Annotated in this window: 19 protein-coding genes; 8 read left to right on the top strand and 11 right to left on the bottom strand. The window is 67.6% G+C overall.

The genetic code is table 11. The annotated features are described in order from the left end of the window. Window positions 1-215 precede the first annotated feature (215 nt). Entirely contained in the window at window positions 216-998 is a 783-nt protein-coding gene (locus ACIBJE_RS02480; RefSeq protein ID WP_396741930.1) for a DeoR/GlpR family DNA-binding transcription regulator, read from the bottom strand. Between the two features lie 124 nt (window positions 999-1,122). On the opposite strand from ACIBJE_RS02480, the gene ACIBJE_RS02475 reads away from it, so the two are divergent. From ACIBJE_RS02475 to ACIBJE_RS02455, 5 genes are all read left to right on the top strand, one after another. Continuing rightward, window positions 1,123-1,998 (top strand): hypothetical protein, encoded by an 876-nt coding sequence (locus ACIBJE_RS02475; RefSeq protein ID WP_396741928.1) that lies wholly within the window; start codon window positions 1,123-1,125, stop codon window positions 1,996-1,998. Between the two features lie 4 nt (window positions 1,999-2,002). After that, window positions 2,003-2,731 (top strand): TSUP family transporter, encoded by a 729-nt coding sequence (locus tag ACIBJE_RS02470; RefSeq protein ID WP_396741926.1) that lies wholly within the window; start codon window positions 2,003-2,005, stop codon window positions 2,729-2,731. Next, the gene (locus ACIBJE_RS02465) at window positions 2,725-3,120 is read left to right on the top strand and encodes a YidH family protein (protein ID WP_396741924.1); all 396 of its coding nucleotides are present in this window, start codon (window positions 2,725-2,727) and stop codon (window positions 3,118-3,120) included. The genes ACIBJE_RS02470 and ACIBJE_RS02465 overlap by 7 nt, the downstream gene beginning before the upstream one ends. Then, window positions 3,117-3,479: a DUF202 domain-containing protein gene (locus ACIBJE_RS02460; RefSeq protein ID WP_396741922.1), complete on the top strand. Its 363-nt coding sequence runs from the start codon at window positions 3,117-3,119 to the stop codon at window positions 3,477-3,479. The genes ACIBJE_RS02465 and ACIBJE_RS02460 overlap by 4 nt, the downstream gene beginning before the upstream one ends. A gap of 76 nt (window positions 3,480-3,555) precedes the next feature. Beyond that, complete coding sequence (locus ACIBJE_RS02455) at window positions 3,556-4,770, top strand: PP2C family protein-serine/threonine phosphatase (RefSeq protein WP_396741920.1); 1,215 nt, start codon at window positions 3,556-3,558, stop codon at window positions 4,768-4,770. Here the strand turns inward: ACIBJE_RS02455 and ACIBJE_RS02450 are convergent. After that, window positions 4,767-5,417, bottom strand: coding sequence for a M23 family metallopeptidase (locus ACIBJE_RS02450; protein ID WP_396742231.1), 651 nt, complete (start codon window positions 5,415-5,417; stop codon window positions 4,767-4,769). The two genes, ACIBJE_RS02455 and ACIBJE_RS02450, sit on opposite strands and share 4 nt — an antisense overlap. Window positions 5,418-5,780: 363 nt before the next feature. After that, a complete protein-coding gene (locus ACIBJE_RS02445) occupies window positions 5,781-6,494 on the bottom strand; it encodes a hypothetical protein (RefSeq protein WP_396741918.1) in 714 nt (237 codons plus the stop codon). Window positions 6,495-6,773: 279 nt separating this feature from the next. Between ACIBJE_RS02445 and ACIBJE_RS02440 the strand changes: the two genes are divergently transcribed. Together ACIBJE_RS02440 and ACIBJE_RS02435 are read left to right on the top strand one after the other, a co-directional pair. Continuing rightward, window positions 6,774-7,046 carry a hypothetical protein gene (locus ACIBJE_RS02440; RefSeq protein ID WP_396741916.1) on the top strand — a complete coding sequence of 91 codons (273 nt, stop codon included), beginning with the start codon at window positions 6,774-6,776 and terminating at the stop codon, window positions 7,044-7,046. Window positions 7,047-7,253: 207 nt separating this feature from the next. Then, a complete protein-coding gene (locus ACIBJE_RS02435; RefSeq protein ID WP_396741914.1) occupies window positions 7,254-7,724 on the top strand; it encodes a GNAT family N-acetyltransferase in 471 nt (156 codons plus the stop codon). 448 nt (window positions 7,725-8,172) lie between these two features. Here the strand turns inward: ACIBJE_RS02435 and ACIBJE_RS02430 are convergent, their stop codons facing one another. From ACIBJE_RS02430 to ACIBJE_RS02405, 6 genes are all read right to left on the bottom strand, one after another. Continuing rightward, the gene (locus ACIBJE_RS02430) at window positions 8,173-9,729 is read right to left on the bottom strand and encodes a hypothetical protein (RefSeq protein WP_396741912.1); all 1,557 of its coding nucleotides are present in this window, start codon (window positions 9,727-9,729) and stop codon (window positions 8,173-8,175) included. 97 nt (window positions 9,730-9,826) lie between these two features. Continuing rightward, entirely contained in the window at window positions 9,827-10,078 is a 252-nt protein-coding gene (locus ACIBJE_RS02425; protein ID WP_396741910.1) for a hypothetical protein, read from the bottom strand. A 95-nt stretch (window positions 10,079-10,173) separates the two neighbouring features. Continuing rightward, the gene (locus ACIBJE_RS02420) at window positions 10,174-10,641 is read right to left on the bottom strand and encodes a DUF5956 family protein (RefSeq protein WP_396741908.1); all 468 of its coding nucleotides are present in this window, start codon (window positions 10,639-10,641) and stop codon (window positions 10,174-10,176) included. Between the two features lie 512 nt (window positions 10,642-11,153). Further along, window positions 11,154-12,359 (bottom strand): helix-turn-helix domain-containing protein, encoded by a 1,206-nt coding sequence (locus tag ACIBJE_RS02415; protein WP_396741906.1) that lies wholly within the window; start codon window positions 12,357-12,359, stop codon window positions 11,154-11,156. 313 nt (window positions 12,360-12,672) lie between these two features. Then, window positions 12,673-13,527 (bottom strand): hypothetical protein, encoded by an 855-nt coding sequence (locus ACIBJE_RS02410; protein WP_396741904.1) that lies wholly within the window; start codon window positions 13,525-13,527, stop codon window positions 12,673-12,675. A 635-nt stretch (window positions 13,528-14,162) separates the two neighbouring features. Continuing rightward, entirely contained in the window at window positions 14,163-14,570 is a 408-nt protein-coding gene (locus tag ACIBJE_RS02405; RefSeq protein WP_396741902.1) for a hypothetical protein, read from the bottom strand. Between the two features lie 1,609 nt (window positions 14,571-16,179). Between ACIBJE_RS02405 and ACIBJE_RS02400 the strand changes: the two genes are divergently transcribed. Next, window positions 16,180-16,884, top strand: coding sequence for a hypothetical protein (locus tag ACIBJE_RS02400; RefSeq protein ID WP_396741900.1), 705 nt, complete (start codon window positions 16,180-16,182; stop codon window positions 16,882-16,884). Between the two features lie 79 nt (window positions 16,885-16,963). Here ACIBJE_RS02400 and ACIBJE_RS02395 read toward each other — a convergent pair whose 3' ends face one another. Both ACIBJE_RS02395 and ACIBJE_RS02390 read right to left on the bottom strand, forming a co-directional pair. Further along, a complete protein-coding gene (locus ACIBJE_RS02395) occupies window positions 16,964-17,776 on the bottom strand; it encodes a protein phosphatase 2C domain-containing protein (RefSeq protein WP_396741898.1) in 813 nt (270 codons plus the stop codon). Window positions 17,777-17,781: 5 nt separating this feature from the next. After that, window positions 17,782-18,612, bottom strand: a complete 831-nt coding sequence (locus ACIBJE_RS02390) for a sigma factor-like helix-turn-helix DNA-binding protein (protein ID WP_396741896.1) — start codon at window positions 18,610-18,612, stop codon at window positions 17,782-17,784. Between the last annotated feature and the right edge of the window lie 442 nt (window positions 18,613-19,054).

Here is a 19,054-nt window from a genome sequence, read left to right as displayed (position 1 = left end):
CACAACCGCCGGCACACGGCGGGAGAAAGCGGGACACCGCACACCAGACCGGAACGCGGTCCGGCCACGTCGGCACCTGCAATCCCGCGACCAGGCACGACGGCGCAACGCCGCAGGCCGGACAGGTGACGGCCCCGGCCACCGGTCGCGGCTACCGGCTACCGGTCGCGGACGAGCCGGAACCGGGAGGGAGGGGGGGTTGGAGCGGCGGGAGGCTAGGCCGAAACGACCCGGATGCCGTTGCGCCGCACCGCCGTGGCGACCGGCTCGGGCAACGGCGCGTCGACGACCAGGGTGTCGATCCGGTCGAGCCCGCAGACCTGCACCGGCGCGGCGGAGGTCAGCTTGCTGGCGTCCACCAGCAGGACGATCTCGTCGGCGATCTCCATCAGGGCGTGCTTGGCGCTGAGTTCGATCTCCGAGCGCACGTAGACCCCGCGCTCGTCGACCGCGCCGGCGCCGAGGAACAGCATCCGGATCCGCAACCGTCGGGTCAGGTCCCGGACCCCGAAGCCGACCAGGGCTTGGTTGTCGTGCAGCAGTTCGCCGCCGATGCCGATCACCCGGGCCCGGGGCCGCGACAGCATGTGCCCGAGCACGGGCACCGAGTGGGTGACCACGCACCCGTCGAACTCCGCCGGCAGGGCGTGCGCGACCTCGGCGGCCGTGGTGCCACTGTCGATGCCGATGGTGTCGCCGGGTCGCACCATGCGGGCGGCGGCGGCACCGATGGCCTGCTTGGCCCCGGCGTGGGTCTGCGCCCGGGAGGCGAACCCGGGGCCGGCGGCGCCACCCGGCGGCAGGCTCACCCCACCGTGGACGAGCGTGACCTCGTTGGCCTCGGCGAGCTGGCGCAGGTCCCGGCGGACGGTCATCTGCGAGACACCGAGCTGGGCGCTGAGTTCGGCCACCGACAGGAAGCCCGCCCGACGCAGCGCGGCCATGATCTGCGTACGACGCCGGGGGGCGCCCTCGTACCGAGCCGTCTCCACGCTCACGCCGGGCCTCCTGCCGATCGCCCACACGGGTTCGTCGGCAGTTTAGAGCACCCCAGCATCTGTTCGTTAGTTACCAACCAATGGTAGGTTCCCAACATCTTCTGGTAATCCTGGGGAGGGCTCCATGACCATCGCCACTGTGCCGCCGACCGTGTTGGCGCGCCCCTCCGGCGGCTACGCCATGCTCGCCGTCGACCAACGGGAGGCCCTGCGGGCGATGTTCGCCGCGACGCAGGACCAGCCGGTGACCGACGGGCAGATCACCGACTTCAAGGTCGCGGCGGCCCGCGCGCTGAGCCCGTACGCCTCGGCGATCCTGGTCGACAAGCAGTTCGCCTGGGACGCCGTCCTCGCCGCCGACGCCGTCGACCCCGGGTGCGCCCTGATCGCCGCCGCCGACCGCTTCACCGGCAGCGCCACCGAGTTCGTCGCCGACGTCGCCATCGACGACGACGTCGACCCTGCCACGGTACGCGCCCAGGGCGCCAAGGCCCTCAAGCTGCTCGTCCTCTGGCGGCCCGACGAGGACCCCGCCGGCCGGATCTCCCTAGTGACCGACTTCGTCCGGCGCTGCCGCGACAACGGGCTGGTCAGCATCATCGAGCCGGTGTCCCGTGGCCCCCGCGACGGCGGCTCCTTCGACCACGACGCCGGCATCTTCGCCGCCGCCCAGGAACTCGGTTCGCTCGGCGCCGACCTCTACAAGGCCGAGGTTCCCACCGCCGGCAAGGGCACCGACGAGGAGATCCACACCGGCTGCGCGAAGCTGACCGAGGCGATCACCGGACCGTGGGTGGTGCTGTCCTCCGGCGTGCCCGCCGAGCGCTTCCCCGACGCGGTACGCCTCGCCTGCCGGGCCGGGGCGTCGGGTTTCCTCGCCGGCCGGGCGGTCTGGGCCTCCGTCGTCGGCAGCCCGACCATGGCCGACGACCTGCGGACCATCTCGGTGGACCGGTTGCGCCGGCTGTGCGACGTGGTCGACGACGCGGTGTCCCGCTGACGCGGTGACCGGCCTCGGCGCTGTCCTCGCGGTGGCGGCGGTCGCCCTCGGGGCGGCCATGCAGCGCGCCACCGGGCTCGGCTTCGCGCTGGTCGCCGCGCCCTTCCTGGTCATCATCCTCGGCCCGTTCTCCGGCGTCGTACTGGCGAACCTGCTCTCCGCCGTGATCAACGTCGCCGTCCTGTGCACCACCCTGCGCGCCCTACGGGGCCGGCTGGCCGCCGAGATGATCGTCGGTGTCCTGGTCGCCGTCCCGCTGGGCGCCTGGGTGGTGACGGCGCTGCCCGGCCCGCTGCTGCTCATCGGCGTCGGCTCGATCACCGCGGCGTCCGTCGCCTGGGTCGCGCACGGCAACCCGGTGCCGATCCTGCGCCGCCGGGGCGGGCCGCTGCTGTCCGGCTTCACCTCCGGCTTCTTCAACACCACCGCGGGCACCGGCGGCCCACCCCTGGCCGTCTACGCGCTGAGCACCAACTGGGAACAGCGCAGCTTCGTCCCGACCGTGCAACTCGTCGGCCTGGTCACCAACGTGCTCTCGCTGGCCGCCAAGGGCCCGCCGCAGCTGTCCTGGCCGCTGCTGCTGGCCTGCGTCGCGGCGATGGCCGTCGGCCTCGCCGGTGGCCAGGTCCTGTCCCGCTGGCTGCCCGAGGACCGGGCCCGGCGGTGGGTCGTCGCCCTGGCACTGATCGGCAGCGTCATCGCCGCCGGGAAGGGAGTGACCGCGCTGTGGTAGTCGACACCGACGACGACCGCACCCCGTCCGGCCCGCCCCGCCGCTGGCCCGGCCGGGTCTTCGACCGGGGCGTCGACCCCGACCCCCGGTTCAGCCTCGCCAACGAACGCACCTTCCTGGCCTGGATCCGCACCTCGTTGGCGCTTTTCGCGGCCGGTGTCGCCCTGGAGGCGCTGACCCTGCCCATCGCGCCCGGACTACGCCGGGCGGCGGCCGTCGTGCTGATCCTGCTCGGCGCCGCCGCACCGGTCCAGGCGTTCCTCGGCTGGCTCCGCACCGAGGCGGCCCTGCGGCTCGGCCGGAGCCTGCCGCCGCCCACGCTGGCGGTGCCGCTCGGACTGGGCCTGGTCGTCGCGGGCGGGCTGATCCTGATCGGTCTCCTGGTGTGACCCGCCCGGAACGCGGCACGCCACGGCAGACCCCGCCGGACCCAGGTGGTGACCCGGGCCTCCAACTCGAACGCACCATGCTCGCCTGGCGGCGCACCGCGGCGGCGTTCCTGGTGGCCGCCGCGGTCAGCGCACGTCTGCTCGTACCGCTGCTCGGTGGCTGGTCCTATCCCGCCGTGCTGGTGCCGGCACTGGGCGCCTTCGCGGTCGGCGTCGCCGGACGCATGGTGCCGCTGCGGCACCCCCCGGCGTCCGCCAACCTGACGACGGTCCGACCCCGGCCCGGCTGGCTGGCCGCCGTCGCCGCCCTCACCTGCCTCCTCGGCCTGGCCGGCGCAGGCGCCACCCTGGCGTCCTGACCCCCCCCCCCCCCCGCCCACCACGGCGCACTGGACCGCCGGGTGAACGTTGCGGTGGTGCAACTACGATCCGGGAGTGGTTCGCGAGGGAGACGTGGGAGACGAGCAGCGGTTACGCCGCATCGAGGCGGTGACCGATGCGACGCTCTCCCGCCTCGACGCCGCCGACCTCTTCGACGAACTGCTGGACCGCGTCCGCGAACTGCTCCGGGTCGACACGGCCGCCATCCTCCTGCTCGACGTACGCGCCCAACAGCTCGTGGCCACCGCGGCCCGGGGCCTGGAGGAGGAGGTGCGGCAGGGCTTCCGGGTCTCGGTCGGCCGGGGGTTCGCCGGCAGGATCGCCCTCACCCGGCAACCGGTGGTGATCGAGGACGTCACTCCCGACCGGGTCGTCAATCCGGTCCTGCTGAACACCGGTGTGCGGTCCCTGCTCGGCGTGCCGATCACCTCCCGGGACGAACTCCTCGGCGTCCTGCACGTCGGCACCCTCACCCCGCGCCACTTCGCCGCCGACGACACCCGCCTGCTGGAACTGGTCGCCGACCGGATCCGGCTCGCCCTCCCCGCCCGCGCCAACAGCCTGGACCAGACCGCCGCGCTGGCGCTGCAACGCAGCCTGATCCCCACCGAACTGCCCAAGGTGCCGGGTCTCGAACTGGCCGGCCGGTACGTGCCGGGCCACGCCTCCGGCGTCGGCGGCGACTGGTACGACGTCTTCACCCTCCCCTCGGGCTGGCTGGGCATGGTCGTGGGTGACGTCTCCGGCCACGGACTGCAGTCCGCGGTGGTGATGGGACGGGTCCGCAGCGCCCTGCGGGCGTACGCCCTGGTCTGCGACGACCCGGCGGAGGCACTGACCCTGCTCGACCGGAAGGTGGTCCACTTCGAGGCCGGCAACCTGACCACGGCGCTGTACGTGATGATCTCCCCCGACGGCTCCACCCTGCACGTCTCCCTGGCCGGACACCCGCGCCCGATCCTGGCCGTACCGAACCAGCCGCACACCATGCTTCCCGTGCGCATCGATCCCCCGCTCGGCACCGGAGGTCAGCAACCGCGCCGGCACACCACCAGATTCGACTTCACACCCGGCTCGGTTCTGGTCTCCTACACCGACGGGCTGGTCGAACGGCGCGGCGAACTGTACGACACCGGCGTCGCCCGGCTGATGTCCGCCATCCCGCTGGCTCCCGTCGAGACCGTGTGTACGACCGTGATGGCGACCCTCGACGCCGAACACCTGGCCGACGACATCGCCCTGCTGGCCCTGCGGAGACTGCCCGACTAGACGCAGTTGTTGCTGGTGCGCCTGACCGTGTACTCGGTGTCGTCGTGCGTGATGCCGGACGGCGCCCCGTCGAAGTAGGCTTCGACCTTCTCCCAGCCCCGGCGCTGCTCGTAGTGCAGGTGCGGCGCACCGGAGTTGCCCGTGCTGCCCACCTTGCCGATCTGCTCGCCCTGCTCGACCCGTTGGCCGACCTCGACCATGGGCGGTTCGAGCAGATGGAGGTACTGCGTCTCCCACCGACCGCCGTGGTCGATCTTCACCCAGTAGCCGCCGCCCCGCCCGCGCGGACCGTCCGGGTCCTCCGGGGTACGGCCCCCCAGCGACCCGTTGACGCCGGCCACGGTGACCGTGCCACCGTAGGAGGCGAGCACCGGCCTCCCCCACGCCTGCCCCTCGATGGGGAACAGGTCGACGTCGTAATCGTCGTGTCCGGGGTAGGTGCCGAGCTGCCAGGTCTCGCCGCAGGCGACGGGAAGCTGGAAGAGCGGACGCGGCCCCGGCGGGCGGACGAGCGGCACGACGACCACGGCGACGGCGACCAGGGCCGAGACCCCGGCGACCGCCAGGACGACAAGGACGGCGCGGCTTCGGCGGGGTCGGTGGCTACGCGGTCGGGGCGGTTGGCCGGTGGTCACCGTTCCGAGCATGGCAGACGCCACCAAGCCACCGACTCGCGGCACCGGCGCATCCAGAGCCGGCACGCCGGGCCGACCACCTCCTTGATCGCATTGGATGACCCCCACCCATAGAGGCGGTCGGTGCGGAAAGACACGGGGCAGGCGGGTCGAGATCTCGTCCCGGAACTGCTCGATACGGGCGGCGACCCGCCACCTCGAACCCGCCACCCGCCCCGGCGATCAGGACGCGCTCCGCCCCGCGCAACGCGGCGAACAACGGTGGTGTGGCGAGCGAATGCCCGTCACCGTTCTGCCGGTCCTGCCCCACCCCGTCTGTCGTCATCTCTGAATGACCTCCGGAGGGAGGTCCGCGGGCCAGCGGCGGCCGTTCACTCAGGCCAGAAGGGCGGCTCTCATCTCCGCGCCCGGGTTGAACCCTCCGACCACCCGGTTGCCGGCCGGGTCGAGGACGTCGACGGTGTTGTTGCGCCGCATCAGTTCCCGCACCGGCGGCGGCAGCGGGGGTGGATCGTCCATGGCCGCGCGGATGTCCCGGGCGGCCATGATCAGCCGGTACGCCAGGGTGGCGGCGTCGGTGTCCACCCGGACCCGGGCATACTCCCAGCCGACGATGGTGAGGTCGAGCACCTCGAACAGATGGGCCAGCAACGGTTTCGGATCAGTCGTCTGCACGAACCGGGGTGCCCCGGCACCGAGAACCGTGACCGCCGCGGCCACCTGCACGTACGGGTGAAGACCGCCTGGCAGCTCGAACAGGGGCCACCGCAGCGCCGGCGCGGCTTCCCTCCACAACGGCCGGTAGTTCCGCCGGTCGACGATCAGTCGGCGGCCGGTGCGACGGTGCAGCTCGTAAGCCTGGGCGAGGAAGTCCGCCTGGGCCTCCTCGGCGACCTCGTGCAGGATCCGGGCCGCCACGGACAGGCCGTCGTCACCGTCCAGCAACCGCGTGACCGCGTCGACCTGGTCGGGAATCCGCATCTGCACCCGAGCGCCAAACCGGTGCCGGACGTCCTGGAGCAGCGCCTCCTGCCGGCCCGGGTCGTGCTGGACCTGCTTCCTACCCAGCACTCGCTGGAGCCACCGCATGTCGCCTCGTCTCAGCAGCCGCCTCGGAACGCAGCAATGCTAGCCGAGCCTTCCCACGCGACCGGCTTCCCTCGGTTCCCCGGGGTGTCCACGCCTGCGGTGTTCGGCGTCGCGCCCGGGCGTTTCTCGTCGCCGTCGCAGCGGCCCCTGGCCCGACAGGTAGGGCGGCAGCCGTCGAGGTCCCTGGCGCGTGCGGCATTGTGGAGGCAGCCTGTCCTCGATGGTAGGTCGACCGCCGTTCCCGTTGCCGAGGATGGCATGCCGGGAAGGAGCACGACGGTGAACGCGGAACGCGACAGGCGTGACCGGAACATCGGCGAGGATATCGACGCCTACGACCGTGCGGTGCGCCGGGCACACATCAGGCGCCACGTCCTGTTCTCGGTGACAGGATCGCTCGTGTTCACGCTCTTGGCCGGTGCCGTGGGACTGGTTCTGGACGGTGTCGACGCGATGGTCAAGCTGGCCAGCTACACCTTCCTGGCCACGACTCTCATCGGTGTCATCGACGTGGGCTACCGGCTCTACGCCTTGCGCGACGAGGACGTCTGACGACGTCCGCCCTGGCGTTCGTCCCTGGCTGAGACCGCAGCGGACCGGACCGCCCTGAGCGGTGGGGTGGACTGTCAGTGTCACGTACACCCTGTTGCCGGACGGTGATGCCCGCCAGACGCCAGAACGCAGGTCACGGGCCGAAACGGCGGCCACCAGTGCTGCTGCCAGGTCCAGCAGGGAGCAGTGATGGGAGGATGGCGACCGATGAAGATCGGCCCCTTGACCGAACCCGACCGGGAAGAGTGGGAAGGGTTGGCGCGCAGTTTCCACGCGCACTTCGCTGGCCGGCCGGGTCGGCCCGAGACCAAGGTCGACGACGACGGCTACGAACAGACATGGCGACGCCTACTCGACGGTGAGCAGATACGTGGCATCTCCGCCAGGCTTGACGACAAAATGGTCGGCATCGCGCATTACCTGTTCCACGCCAGCGTCTGGTCGGCCGGGAGATGCTATCTGGCGGACTTGTTCGTCAATCCGCAGGTACGACGGCGAGGTATCGCGACAGCCATGATCCATTGGGTGGCACGCGATGCCGAGGAACACGGCGCCCCACGCCTCTACTGGAACACGGAGGTGGACGCCGACGCTCGCGCGCTGTACGACAACGTGGCCAACTACAGGGGCTATATCGTCTACAGCTACGCACGATCAGCGACTACCACCGCGACGTGAACCAGACGATTTCACCGGCCGCACACAGCTCGCTAGTCGCAGGGTCGACGCGCACCACGCCGGGTCCGAGGAGGGCATCGCCTCCAACATCCTGTCGGCCCGCCTCGAGCACCTGGTCGAGCTGGGCGATCCCGGTCTCGGACCGGCCGGTGTATGTCTGCTCCCGCTTCGGAGCTCCCCACACGGTCTGCTGAACCGATGTTGAACAGCGGTGCGAGGTGCAGATCCATCTCGATCGGTCGTCGCAGGAAGGCGTGGATCGTCGATGACGAGTTGCGGAAGCTGATCCAGCCGATGTTGCCGCCATGGCCGCGTTCACCCGGCCTGCGGCCGGTTCCGGACCGGCTGTGCCCGCAGGGCATCCTGTTCGTGCTGCATACCAGGGCAGGACTCACGGCGTCAAAGGTCTGGGCGGGCAGTACCGACCGTCTGCGACAGCGGCTCCGGCTTACCAGGAGCCGTTACCGAATTGGCTGCTACAAGCCTCCACCAGCGCTTTTCGGGCCTTCGCGATCGCGAGATCCGCGTCGGCCGCCGCGACGCTGCCTGGCTCAGTGCCCTCCGCCTGGTCGACGGCAGCCACCAGCGCATCACCGGCAGCCCGGGTATCAGCGTTCGTGGAGTTTGCAGCGGCGTCGCCGATTGCAGCGTTTTCCAGCCGCGTCGGCTCGGACGGGTTGAGCAGACTGCTCTCAAGCATCTTCCGGCACGCCCACCGGCCGTTCTCATCGGTGGGCGACGGGGCGGCAGCCGGCTCGGTGCCGCCGCAGGCGGTGAGGAGAACGACGAAAACCAAGGCCAAGGCTCGAGCTCGGATACGGCTCACAACAGCACCGTAGCAACTGCGCCGGTTCCGCGATGTCAGCCGGACGACACCACCGCGGTCGGGGGCCGGGTGTGGCCGTCCGGCGGACGCGTGTCCGGTACGCCGCGGTACCTCCGGTGGATCCGGACCAGTAGCCATATCTACCGCAGCGCCCCCGGTCGCGGGGCTGTCCTCCGTCGACTGATGCGCGACACTCGTCCGCCAACTGATCTGCGATACCTCAGCGCGCTGACCGCGGCGGATGAGCACCGTGGAGTCGGGCCGTCGGCGGTATCGCGAGCCCGACCTACGGGCCGGGATATTCGGCGTGCACCTCGCCGCCGAACAGCGGGCGACGGGGCCGCCGCTGGCCGGTACCGGCACTCCGCACACGGCGGTGACCAGCCAATTCACCAGCCCCATCGCCGCGTACTCGGCATCGTGGCCGACGTGGTACCCGACGAAGTCGCGCTCAGCGTCGGAGAGGTCGAACCGGGGTGATGTAGCCAACCCGAAATCGACGAGGTAGATCCGACCTCCATCGGAGCGCATATTGCCGAAGTGCCCGTCCATGTGCAGCAGCTCGCGGTTACGCAGGAACGCCACGACTTCGGACAGTTGCTGTTCGATCGCCTCTGCTCTGCCGACCGGATCTTCGTTCAGCCAGTCGAGGAGCGGATAGTGGACGTACTCGGAAAACTGCACGAGGCCGGAGGCCGCGCTGGCCAACTCCTCTAAGCGGCTACGCACGGCCGGAGCGCCGCCGAGCCGGGCGACAGCTGCGTCGATGTCGAGGTGCTCGGACGCTACCGGTGGACGGCCGGGCAGCACTCGCCAGTGGTGCAGCAGTGCAAACGAGTCCGTCTCACCGGCCAGGACTCCCTCGGTGACAATCAGGTTCGCTGCCAGCTCACGCCAAACGCCGAAACTTGGCCCGCCAATGCCGTACTGACAGTAGGACGGCAGGTTGAACATGTTCGCCGTGCTGTGCGGATGGGCCAACTCCCGGTCGGTGATCGGGATCCGCTTGACGAGAACTGGCACGCCGTCAATGTCGAGCACGACGCAGCCGCCGCCCACTCCCACAGTCATGGTCGGCACGACGTCGAGAAACGCCGCCAGCTCGGCGTCGCTGCGGGCGGCGAGCGAGGCGGAAACGCGGTCATGGCGGGCACGTCTCGCGGCCAACATCTCGCCCATGATGCCAGCCGGCTGTGACCGCTCCACCGCGACCGGTTCAAGCCTTCGGGAGGGAATCCCTTCGTTCCTAAGCCGGGCTCGGTACCCTCCGCCTGCTTCACGGCGGCCACCAGCTCATCACCGGCATCCCGGGTATCAGCGTTCGTGGACTGCGCAGCGGGCTGCCGATCGCAGCATTGTCGTGCGACGTGTCGGGCGGTTTCATCAGGTCGGCCTTGAGTTTTCGGCACGCCCACCGGTCATCCGCGCTGCTGGACGACGGGGCGGCAGCCGGCTCGGTGTTGTCGCTGCAGACGGTGAGGAAGACGACGAGGACCAAGGCCAGGGCTCGGGCTCGGGTACGGCTCACACCAGCACCGTGTCGACAGCGACGGATCGTCAGCCGGACGACACCAGAGGCTCGGCGGGAGAATGCTCACGGACCTCGCCGTTCACTGCGCGGCGCTACCTGCCGGCGTAGACATCTCCGAGGACCTCACGGATCCGCGGAGCGAGCTGAGCCGGGTGCACATGGTCGGCCGGCAGGCGCCCCACGCCCCTGTTCACCCGCGACTCGATCTCTGGTCCGGTGTATCCCGTTGGCAGCCGCAGGAACCACCGGAAGCCGGCCGGGCGGGCGGGGATACCCGCGTCGCCCAGGTACTCGTTGATGGAGTCGTCGATCATCTGCTGGTCCTCTGCCGAGCGCGCGACGGTCCTCTCCCGCGTTCCGTATCGGTCGATGCACACCTCGGTGTATCTGTGTGGCAAGCGGTCCGGGCATCGGACCATCCGGCCGACACCGCTGAACCATCCGATGATGGCACCCCAACCGTTCTCGGTCAGCTCGTAGTAGCCGTCGCCCGGTGGGTCGTCCAGGACAGGCACGTCGTCCCATCCAGGGGTGGCGGTGGCCTGATGGTCGTCGGACACGTGACTCCTCCCCGGCGAGGTGATGCAGAGGACGCCGGCTCCATCCGCAATCTTTCCAGTTCAGACGGCTCCCACAGGGAGAACTCGCACCTGGTGTGGCTGCCGCGCGACCCCCGAGTCGAGTCGTGGCACCTTCGGTTGACCAGAAACCGGTTGGGACCTTGCCCAATCAGCTTCTGCCCCTGCAGCAGAAATGTGGGCGATACTGCGATCGAACCAGTGGCCTCTTCGGTGTGAACTGTCGGCAGGCCGGTTGGATCGGGTGTCACGCGAGGTCATCCGGCCTGCTGCGGGTCGTCCGAGTCGGGCTCGGTCGGCTCGGTTGCGGTACTCCGTTGCTGTACTTTCTCGGCGGTGCGCAGGACGTTGCGGGCGGCGGTGGCCACCGGGCAGTCTGTCGGTCCGACAGACCGGGCAGCGCCCGCCGGGGCCGGGTCGGTGGTCGCGGAGGATCGCTCGGGCGGTGAGGACCAGCCGGTTGCGGATCTGCGCCAGGGAGAGGAACGGCGCGGTCACCACTCAGCCCCGAGGGTTGCGGCAAGGTAGGTGAGCGTCGTCGGAGCGGCGGGATCACGGGCAACCTGGGCGAGGACGTTTCGGCCGGCTGGCCGGCTGCGGATCTCGGCCGGCGCGATCCGGTCGGCCTCGATCAGGACCCGGCCGGCGTTGACCGGGTCGGCGGCGTGCAGGTACGCGCGGGCGACGTCGATCAGGTACGCGGCCCGGTGCTCGGCGGGCAACCATCGCCACCGGCCCTCAGAAGTCACCTTCTCGTATCGGGCCACAGCCTCCTCCGCGTCGCCCCGTTCCACCGCTACGGCAATCCGGGCAAGGTCCACCGCTGTCGGCCCGAACCCGGTCCGGTAGTGGTCGTGCCCGTCCCCTACCCGCGCCGCCATCTCGGCAGCTTCGTCGACCGACTCGACGGCAGAGCGGTCGTCCCTCTCCCGAGCGACGGCCAGGGCCGCCTGCACCAGCAGCGTTCCACACAGGGACAACTCGGCCGGGTCGCCGAACTCGATCACCGGCGGGGCGATGCGGTACGCGGCGGCCAGCATCACCGACTTCGCCACCCTCGCCCGCCCCGAGGCGCGCAACACCTGACCGAGCTGCACGGCAGCGGCAGCCACCAATGCCCGATCACCGGTGGCGGCAGCCATCGCCCGGTCGGCGGCCAGCCACGCCACTTCGGGTTCGCCGAGTTTCACCAGCAGTGCTGCGGTCACCCGGTACGCCTCCACCAGCGGCATCCGCCCCGCGTCGATGTCGTGGGCGTGGGTGCGCTGCGCGTCGGCCACCAACTGCGGCACCAGGTCGACCACCTGCGGGTAGCGGGTGTGCTGGAAGGTCGTCCACACATGCGCGACCTCCCGCGCCAGCCCCTCGGCCGGCAGCATAGGACGGCGGGCTGCCGGGCGCTCCAACGCGATCTCGTACGTCGACAGCGCCACCCGGATCCGCTCCACACCCTCGACGCGCTCGGCCACCCCGACCGGCTGGACGTCCCGACCGAGCAGCACCGCCGTGTCGATCCGCAGGACGGCGGCGATGTCCTGGAGCGTCGAGACCTTGTCCAGCGAGCGGACACCCCGCTCGACCTTGTCCACCCAACTCTTCGACTTACCCAGCCGATCAGCGAGCACCTGCTGCGACAGCTTCCGCCGACCCCGCCAGTACGCCACCCGCCGACCGACCGGCAACAGGTCAGTGCTGTCCACGACGCCACCGCCGGTCCGGTACGGCCCGAGTAGCTTCCTCGGCTGGTATTCGGTCCGCTTCAGCTTGCGCGAGGAGCCGCTGCCGGGCGGCTTCCCTTTCTGACGCTTGAATCTGCTCGCCTCGGCTCTGCGTCGACTCGTGCTGCACGCCGCCCACCTGCGCCTCCTTCGGGGAGGGCGCGGCGGTGGTGCTCGTGGAAGGACCGACACCGCCGCGCCGAACGAAGGGCGTAGCTCGCGGCCGTACCGGTGCTTCTCCTGCGAGCCAGACCCCGAGATCAACGTTCGGTGATCGAGCGGTGACGGTCGAGATTCAGCGCGTCCGCTCTCTACGTGCGGACAGAGCGCAGACAGCAGCCTCAGCCTGGTCGACGAGGCCGACCGTACGGGTGGCGCGTCCAAGTGTTGCGACGCGCTCGTAGACGTCGAACGCTTCGCCGACCTCGCCGGTGTCCGCGAGCGCCGCCGCGAGACGCAGCAGGTAAGGCCCGGTCCACGCAGCACCGGCCGACTCCTCCGGCAGACCGGTCAGCCCGAGTCGCAGGCATTCGATCGCCTCCGCGTTCCGGCCGATGAGCCGGTAGGCGAGTCCACGCTGCATCGCCAGGTAGGCCGCCGAGTGGAAGTAGATCCACGGCGGTTCCCGGTCGGGTGCCAGGCTGGCTGCCTCGGACAGGTCGACGGCGCGGTCGAGCAGGTCGATGACGGGGTCCGCTTCGCCGACCAGGGCATGGCCCCGAGCCTGCTGCTGGGTCGCGATGGCCCGCACTCCTGGACTCGCCGGCTGTCGAACCGCCGCTACGGAAAGGGCGATCAGCGGACCTGCGCGCCACTCCGACCAGGCCAAATGTCCCCGCATACTGAGGACCGTGGCGATCATGTCGGCGTTACCGGCCTCCGTGCCCCACTCCAGCGCAGTGCCGTACCACCGACCGGCGAGGCGACGTCGATCGCTGGCCGCGTACAGCCAGCCGCCGAACTGAGCCCACTGCGCGGCGAGGTCGACCACCTGTGGCCGCAGCGCGCTTCCCGCCTCGGCAACGAGCGTGGTGACCAGGTCCAACTGGGTACGGATCGTCGGCAGCAGCGACGTGGCACCGAGTGTGTCTTCGAGCCGGCGGTGTGCGGCGAGCAACTGGCTCAGTGTGCGCAGGGTCGCAAGATCCACCCGGCGGGGATGTTCCGCGACGTACGCCAACCGCTCCGGATCATCCGGCAGAGACGGCACGTGCAACATGCCAGAAAGAAGGCCGTTCGTGTCGAGCGCTTCATCGAGCCGAGCGGCCAGTTCGACGGTCGGGTGGCGTCTCCCCGTCTCGCTAGTCGCTCTGTCGCGGCACCGCCAGACCAGCGATGATCACTTGGCGTTGAACTGGTTACGGGTGCCGGGCGAACCGGCCAAAGGACGCCTATCACCTGCTTGAGCTGCACAAATCCTTGGCACCCAACGTTACCGTTGGGCATCATTGGTCGACGTTCAACGACCTGGCGACGGCCTCGACGCTTTGCCCCCAGGCAGCCAACACAGAGCCTTGACCCTGCCGGTTTCTAGACCGTGAGCTGCCGCGACGGTCCCCCAGAGTCCATGCTCGTCCGCCCGTATATGCGCTGGTCGTCACCCAGTTTGTGACCCCACCCGCTCAGGTGTAGACACCGGGCCATGCGGATCCTGCGGCACGCCCGGTTCTCCGTGACCATGGAGATCTACACCCAGGTCACGTCCACCGCGACCCGGGACGCCCTTCAACGACTCGGCGGCTCCCTGACGGTTGACGTACCACCGACCACGAGCCGGCATCGGGCTCAGCTCTCGTCTGTCTCGGCGGCCGGCAGGTCGAGGTAGGCCAGCAACCGCAGTACCCCGGCGAGGTGTTGCAGGTCGTGCCAGAGCCACGGTCCCTCGTCCGCCGGGCGGCGCAGCAATGCGCGCAACTCCGCTACGTCGTCACTGCTCTGCCCGACGTCGATTCCCGACGCCGGGTCCTCCAAGATGCTGAACGCGGAACGTAGGTCGACGTTCCAGTAGTGGTCGACATCGAGAACCGACAGATCGACCTCCGCACCGAACCGCTCCTGCACGGCGTCCAGCAACAGTGCGCACACCTGACGAAGTTCCTCGACCCTGAGCGTCTCCGCCATGCGCACCGCATTCCCGGAGGTAGTGACCGCCGTTACTGTACTCCACTGCTGTACGGGCAGCAGAAAGGCCACTTCCCTCGATGGGAAGTGGCCTTTGACCTGCGTGGGCGATACTGGGATCGAACCAGTGACCTCTTCGGTGTGAACGAATGATCATGGGATCTGGACCAGCCCGCCGGCCCTGCTTCACCTCGTCCGTTAGTCCGCCATCGTTTACTCAAGTCCGCTGGCGTGCGGGCTGGTTGTCACTCAGTTGGACACGCAGCTGCACCCATGTTCATCGAGGTTGTCCCCGCGCGGCGGCCCCACAGACCTGAGCAGCCACTCCAGAGAACGGTGTTTCGACAAAGGTGGATAGACGGTCTGACCTGGGCTTATTGCGGATACCCCTAGACATCAAGAGCCGACTTCGGCATGTATCCGGCGCAGCAGGGTCGGGGCGTCGCCGGAAACGAGAAGAGGTGTCAGCCCGGGGCCAGCTCGCGTAGTAGGCGTTGCTGTCGCACAGGCTGACCAGTGCGCGCACACGGGTAGCAATACGCGGAGAAAATCCCTATTAGGGCATCCGCACTGAATGCCCTAATCTCATGTCACATTACCGACAGTGTGAGAAGCTCTCCGAATCAAACTTCACCCCCATCACTTGGTAACTATATGCTGGCTCGATCTTGCGTCAGCTCTTGGGAGGTTTGATGGCGCAGCGGAGCAGATCCATCAGGGCATACCTCATGCATGGCCACCTGAACAGCGCCCCGCTTGACTATGTCCACTTCTTTGAATGGCTCCGGGCAACGCCGCCGCGCGCAACGCAGGTGAGCATTAGCCAAAAACTCGATATCGCACTCGCGCGAATATCATACCGGGAGCCGTTCCTAGATCTACGGTTCGTTAGTGGGGACCCGAACGGGAAGCCGTTGTTTTATATCGAGGCCACAGGCGAAACGCGAAGGGATTCGCCGCCCCCGGGAACCTGGCCCGCTGAGCCGACCAGAGCAACGATCGTGCCCGAACTGCGCCTTCTACTGCTGGAAGGCCGCCGAAATGGCGTTGGTGTCGGCACTCTGGAGGACTATTTCACCACGCTCGCCCGAATAAATCAGTACGCAAGGAGACTTCGACTCCAGTTTAGCTCGCTGCCATCCGATTCTTTCGAAAGAGAGATCGATCGACTCGTTAGAATTCGGGAAGCTGCTCTAGAAGTCAACCGACCGAACACGGATTGGGACGACGCCAACGACGTACTCTCCACCTTGGCAGACGAGTCGGACGGGCAGCGGGCTCAAGTTGTGGTGTCTGCTGCACGCGGGGACACCTTGAGTAGGACGGGAGGGATGGTAGGGCTCATCAGAACTCATGTTCGCAGGACGCTTACGAATGTCCGGAAGGCACGGGTTGTCGGCCGACGTGAGGGCGAACAGCGAGACACGGTGATAACCACGGAGAAGTTTCAACTTCGTACGCATGCAGTGGTTGATGACCGGGCCTCCGAGTTCGACCAGGATGAGATCATCTTCGAGCAGGCTCATGGTCTCGCCGTCATTGCAGCGTCCAGACTAGGCGGTAGTTCGGTATCAATCGATCTAACGGGAAATATGCCGATGGCGCTGGATTCCGCCCAGGAGCCGCCTGCGATAGCGGGACCTGGACCGGAAGTGTCGTAGGCTGCCTCTAGGCTATCGACATGCAGACGAACCGTGAGGCACGTAGCCCGGTCCTCTTCGGATTCATGCGCAGGTACGTAGTTCCGCGCCTAGGCGACACCTTGCTGCATCGTAATGTAGCAATAAGCCTATTTTTGGCGGGTAGTCTCACGTTCGCCACTTTCCGTCTGCGCTGGTTCCCAGCCTTCGAGCAAGCGGAAGTCAAGGACTTTGTAGCCGGTTCGCTAGCCTTCTCTGCTTTAGGTTTCGGTGCCGCGACGGCAGCTACCGTTTTAGCTCTGTCGATGCCTCGCAGTCGCCTCTACTTGACGATGATTATGAACGGCAAAGACGCTCCACGCGTCAGGGTGATTTCGCGGGACGGCCGTGAACGAGTCGCGGCGACCAACGGCGCTCCGCTTAATGGTGGCCAGTATGGCCCAGCCTTCCGTTCATACTACGGGGATTTGATCTTCATTTTCCTGTGGACCATGGCGGCGCAACTCTTTATGGGCATAGCAAGTCTGATCTACTTTGCTATAGCTGGAGACCTGAATATGGCTGACAGTGAGAGTTGCCGCAGAGCCAGCGCCGGCCTGTTCATTGTCAGTGCTGCAATTTCCTACGCAGTGATGCAGCTTGGATCACTGATCAAGGCTCTTGCAGACTATGCCTCTCGACAAGAGCAGTACGACCGCATCCGTCTGATTGGCCCAGAGGATGCGAGTAAAGATGTGACGCCGTGAAGTAGAAGCGCGCACATTGCGAGCGAGAGATTATCAGCGGACCGGGTGATAGCCCGTGCCGGGACGCGAGGTAGGTCGCCTACCCTAGGTTCGCCACGTATACGAGGGTGGCGTCATCACTCTTCTTGTTGCGCGGCCACCGGGTAGCAACCGGATCGGACTCTTCGAGCTGGCGCACGCGCCGAAGCGCTTCACTTGGCCCCTGATTCTCCAAGAGGTCAAGCATCTCTCTCCAGCTCACGCAATTGAACATGCGCACGAGCCTCGCCGCTCCATCGGTCAGGAGGATTGACCGAGTGACGGTTTCTATGGGCACTGCAGCGATGATCGCGTGTCTGGCAACCGCAGGGTCTGCGGCCGATACCCAGAAACCCCCATCGGTGTTTCGGGCGGCTAGTTCAGCATACTTCATTCGGATCAGAGCTTCGGCTTTCTCGGCTGATCCAATCGGGTGTTCGTCTGCTTCTCGGCGCTCTGCCTGCGCAGTCTTATCGACTCGATCATCAATGATGACGCTTAGGTGCGAGTCGGAAGCAAGGACGATGCCGACGTCTCCGAGAACCAGGTATTCAAGATGACTAGAGGTAAGACGGAGAACAGCCACCGCAGCCGAGGGAGTGCCGGGGCTTGTTAGATCGCAGTCGGGATGCTTCTCGGCGACGGCCTTGATCGCAGATGCCAGTGCTGTTGGCAGCGTTGTTGATACGTCGCTTGCATACGCTGAGACTGCGGCACCGAGCTGCGCCGCATACCATGAGACGCCGTGTACGCAACCGGTGTCGGTACGAGCGGTCGCGCCGTCTAGCACCACGACCAGATTCGGCGACGCCGAGAACCAGTCTTCATTAAGCTTGTCTGCCCTTGACGGCTCTGATGCTGCAAGGATTCGCATGCTTCTCAGCTTTCGTGGCGGTAGATCGGAGTGATGCGCTCGCAGGAAAGAATTTTCCGTGGGTTGGCTGGGTCGTACTCGCAGCGAACCACCATCGAGAATCGGCGGCTCTTAAGCTCCTTGTAAAGCTGGGCAAGGTTGTTGGCGACGAATTGGGCGGCACCTAGCGTTCCCTGGGCATGCGTGCCAGCTAGGTACAAGAACGATCCCTTGCCGTCCGGTCGCGGCAACCGACCAACGTATCCGTAGTCCGCTGATTGGCCGTCGTCGCGGGGCGACCGGTACTCGGTTTCGCCGTCGATGAGATACCAGCCGTGTTCGTCTGAGGCGAAACGCAGATGCGGATCAGCTTCCATCACCTGCCCAACGAAAGGCAGGAGCCGAGGCGAGGTTAGGACAATGAGGTTCGGGCGATTTAGGTGCACGAACCCCGGCGGTGGGACTACCTCGTAACTGGCATCCAGCCCAACGGTTCGGGCTAGGTCCGCTAGCACATTGTAAGCCGCGAAGCTTTCTGCCGAGAGTACGTCGCCCGGGTCGTGTCGGCCGGATTCCTGCTTTCCCCCAATAGCAACCGTCAACCTTCCGGTGCCAAGGAATGCGCGTTCGGGACGGGTGCCGGCGGAAAGCAGTTGCGAAACCCGCGATCGAGACATGTCCAGTAGGTCTGCGATCTGTGCCTGTGTCATGCCGTCGGCAAGAAGTTGCTCAAGGGCTTCCCGGCGAATCCGTGACAGCTCGGCGATCGCGCCCTGGTAGTCCTCGATCAACGCGTGGGCGGCTGTTGCTCGCTCTCGCGTGTCACTCACGGTAGCTACCGCTGCGGGGTCCTTCACCCGGCACTCCCTTCGTCAAGGGGGCTAATCCTACCTGAGCTGCCTTGACCCACCCGAACGGTCTCCAGCCTGTGAGTAGGGGCGAACTCTCTTGTTAAGGGGGGTTGACCGCCCTCAGTGGCGCGTGTTCAACTTGTCGCCACCACCCCCCTGGATCGCAGGGTTTAGGGGGGTGAACAAGCCGGTTGGTTGTCGGCGTCGGCGTTGTGGCTTCGGCTGCGGCGTGCGCGTACGGGCTGCCGCGCACTCGTTCATTGAGAACTTCACAGCAGAAGCGCCGCGTAGATCCGTCTGCGGTATGCCCGCCTTGAGCCACACGGTGGCCGACCCCGGTATGTCCCGGGCGAGCGGGCCGAGTGGACGGGTCCGGCGCGCGGTTCCGCTTCTGCCACTGATCCCGCCAGGTGCGGCGACGCGCTGCCACAGCGCAGTCCCGCCCCCT

It is taken from the genome of Micromonospora sp. NPDC050187 (assembly GCF_044459745.1).
GTDB lineage: Bacteria > Actinomycetota > Actinomycetes > Mycobacteriales > Micromonosporaceae > Micromonospora.
The sequence above is the reverse complement of the archived record's forward strand: the minus strand, read 5'-3'. Positions and strand labels throughout refer to the sequence as shown.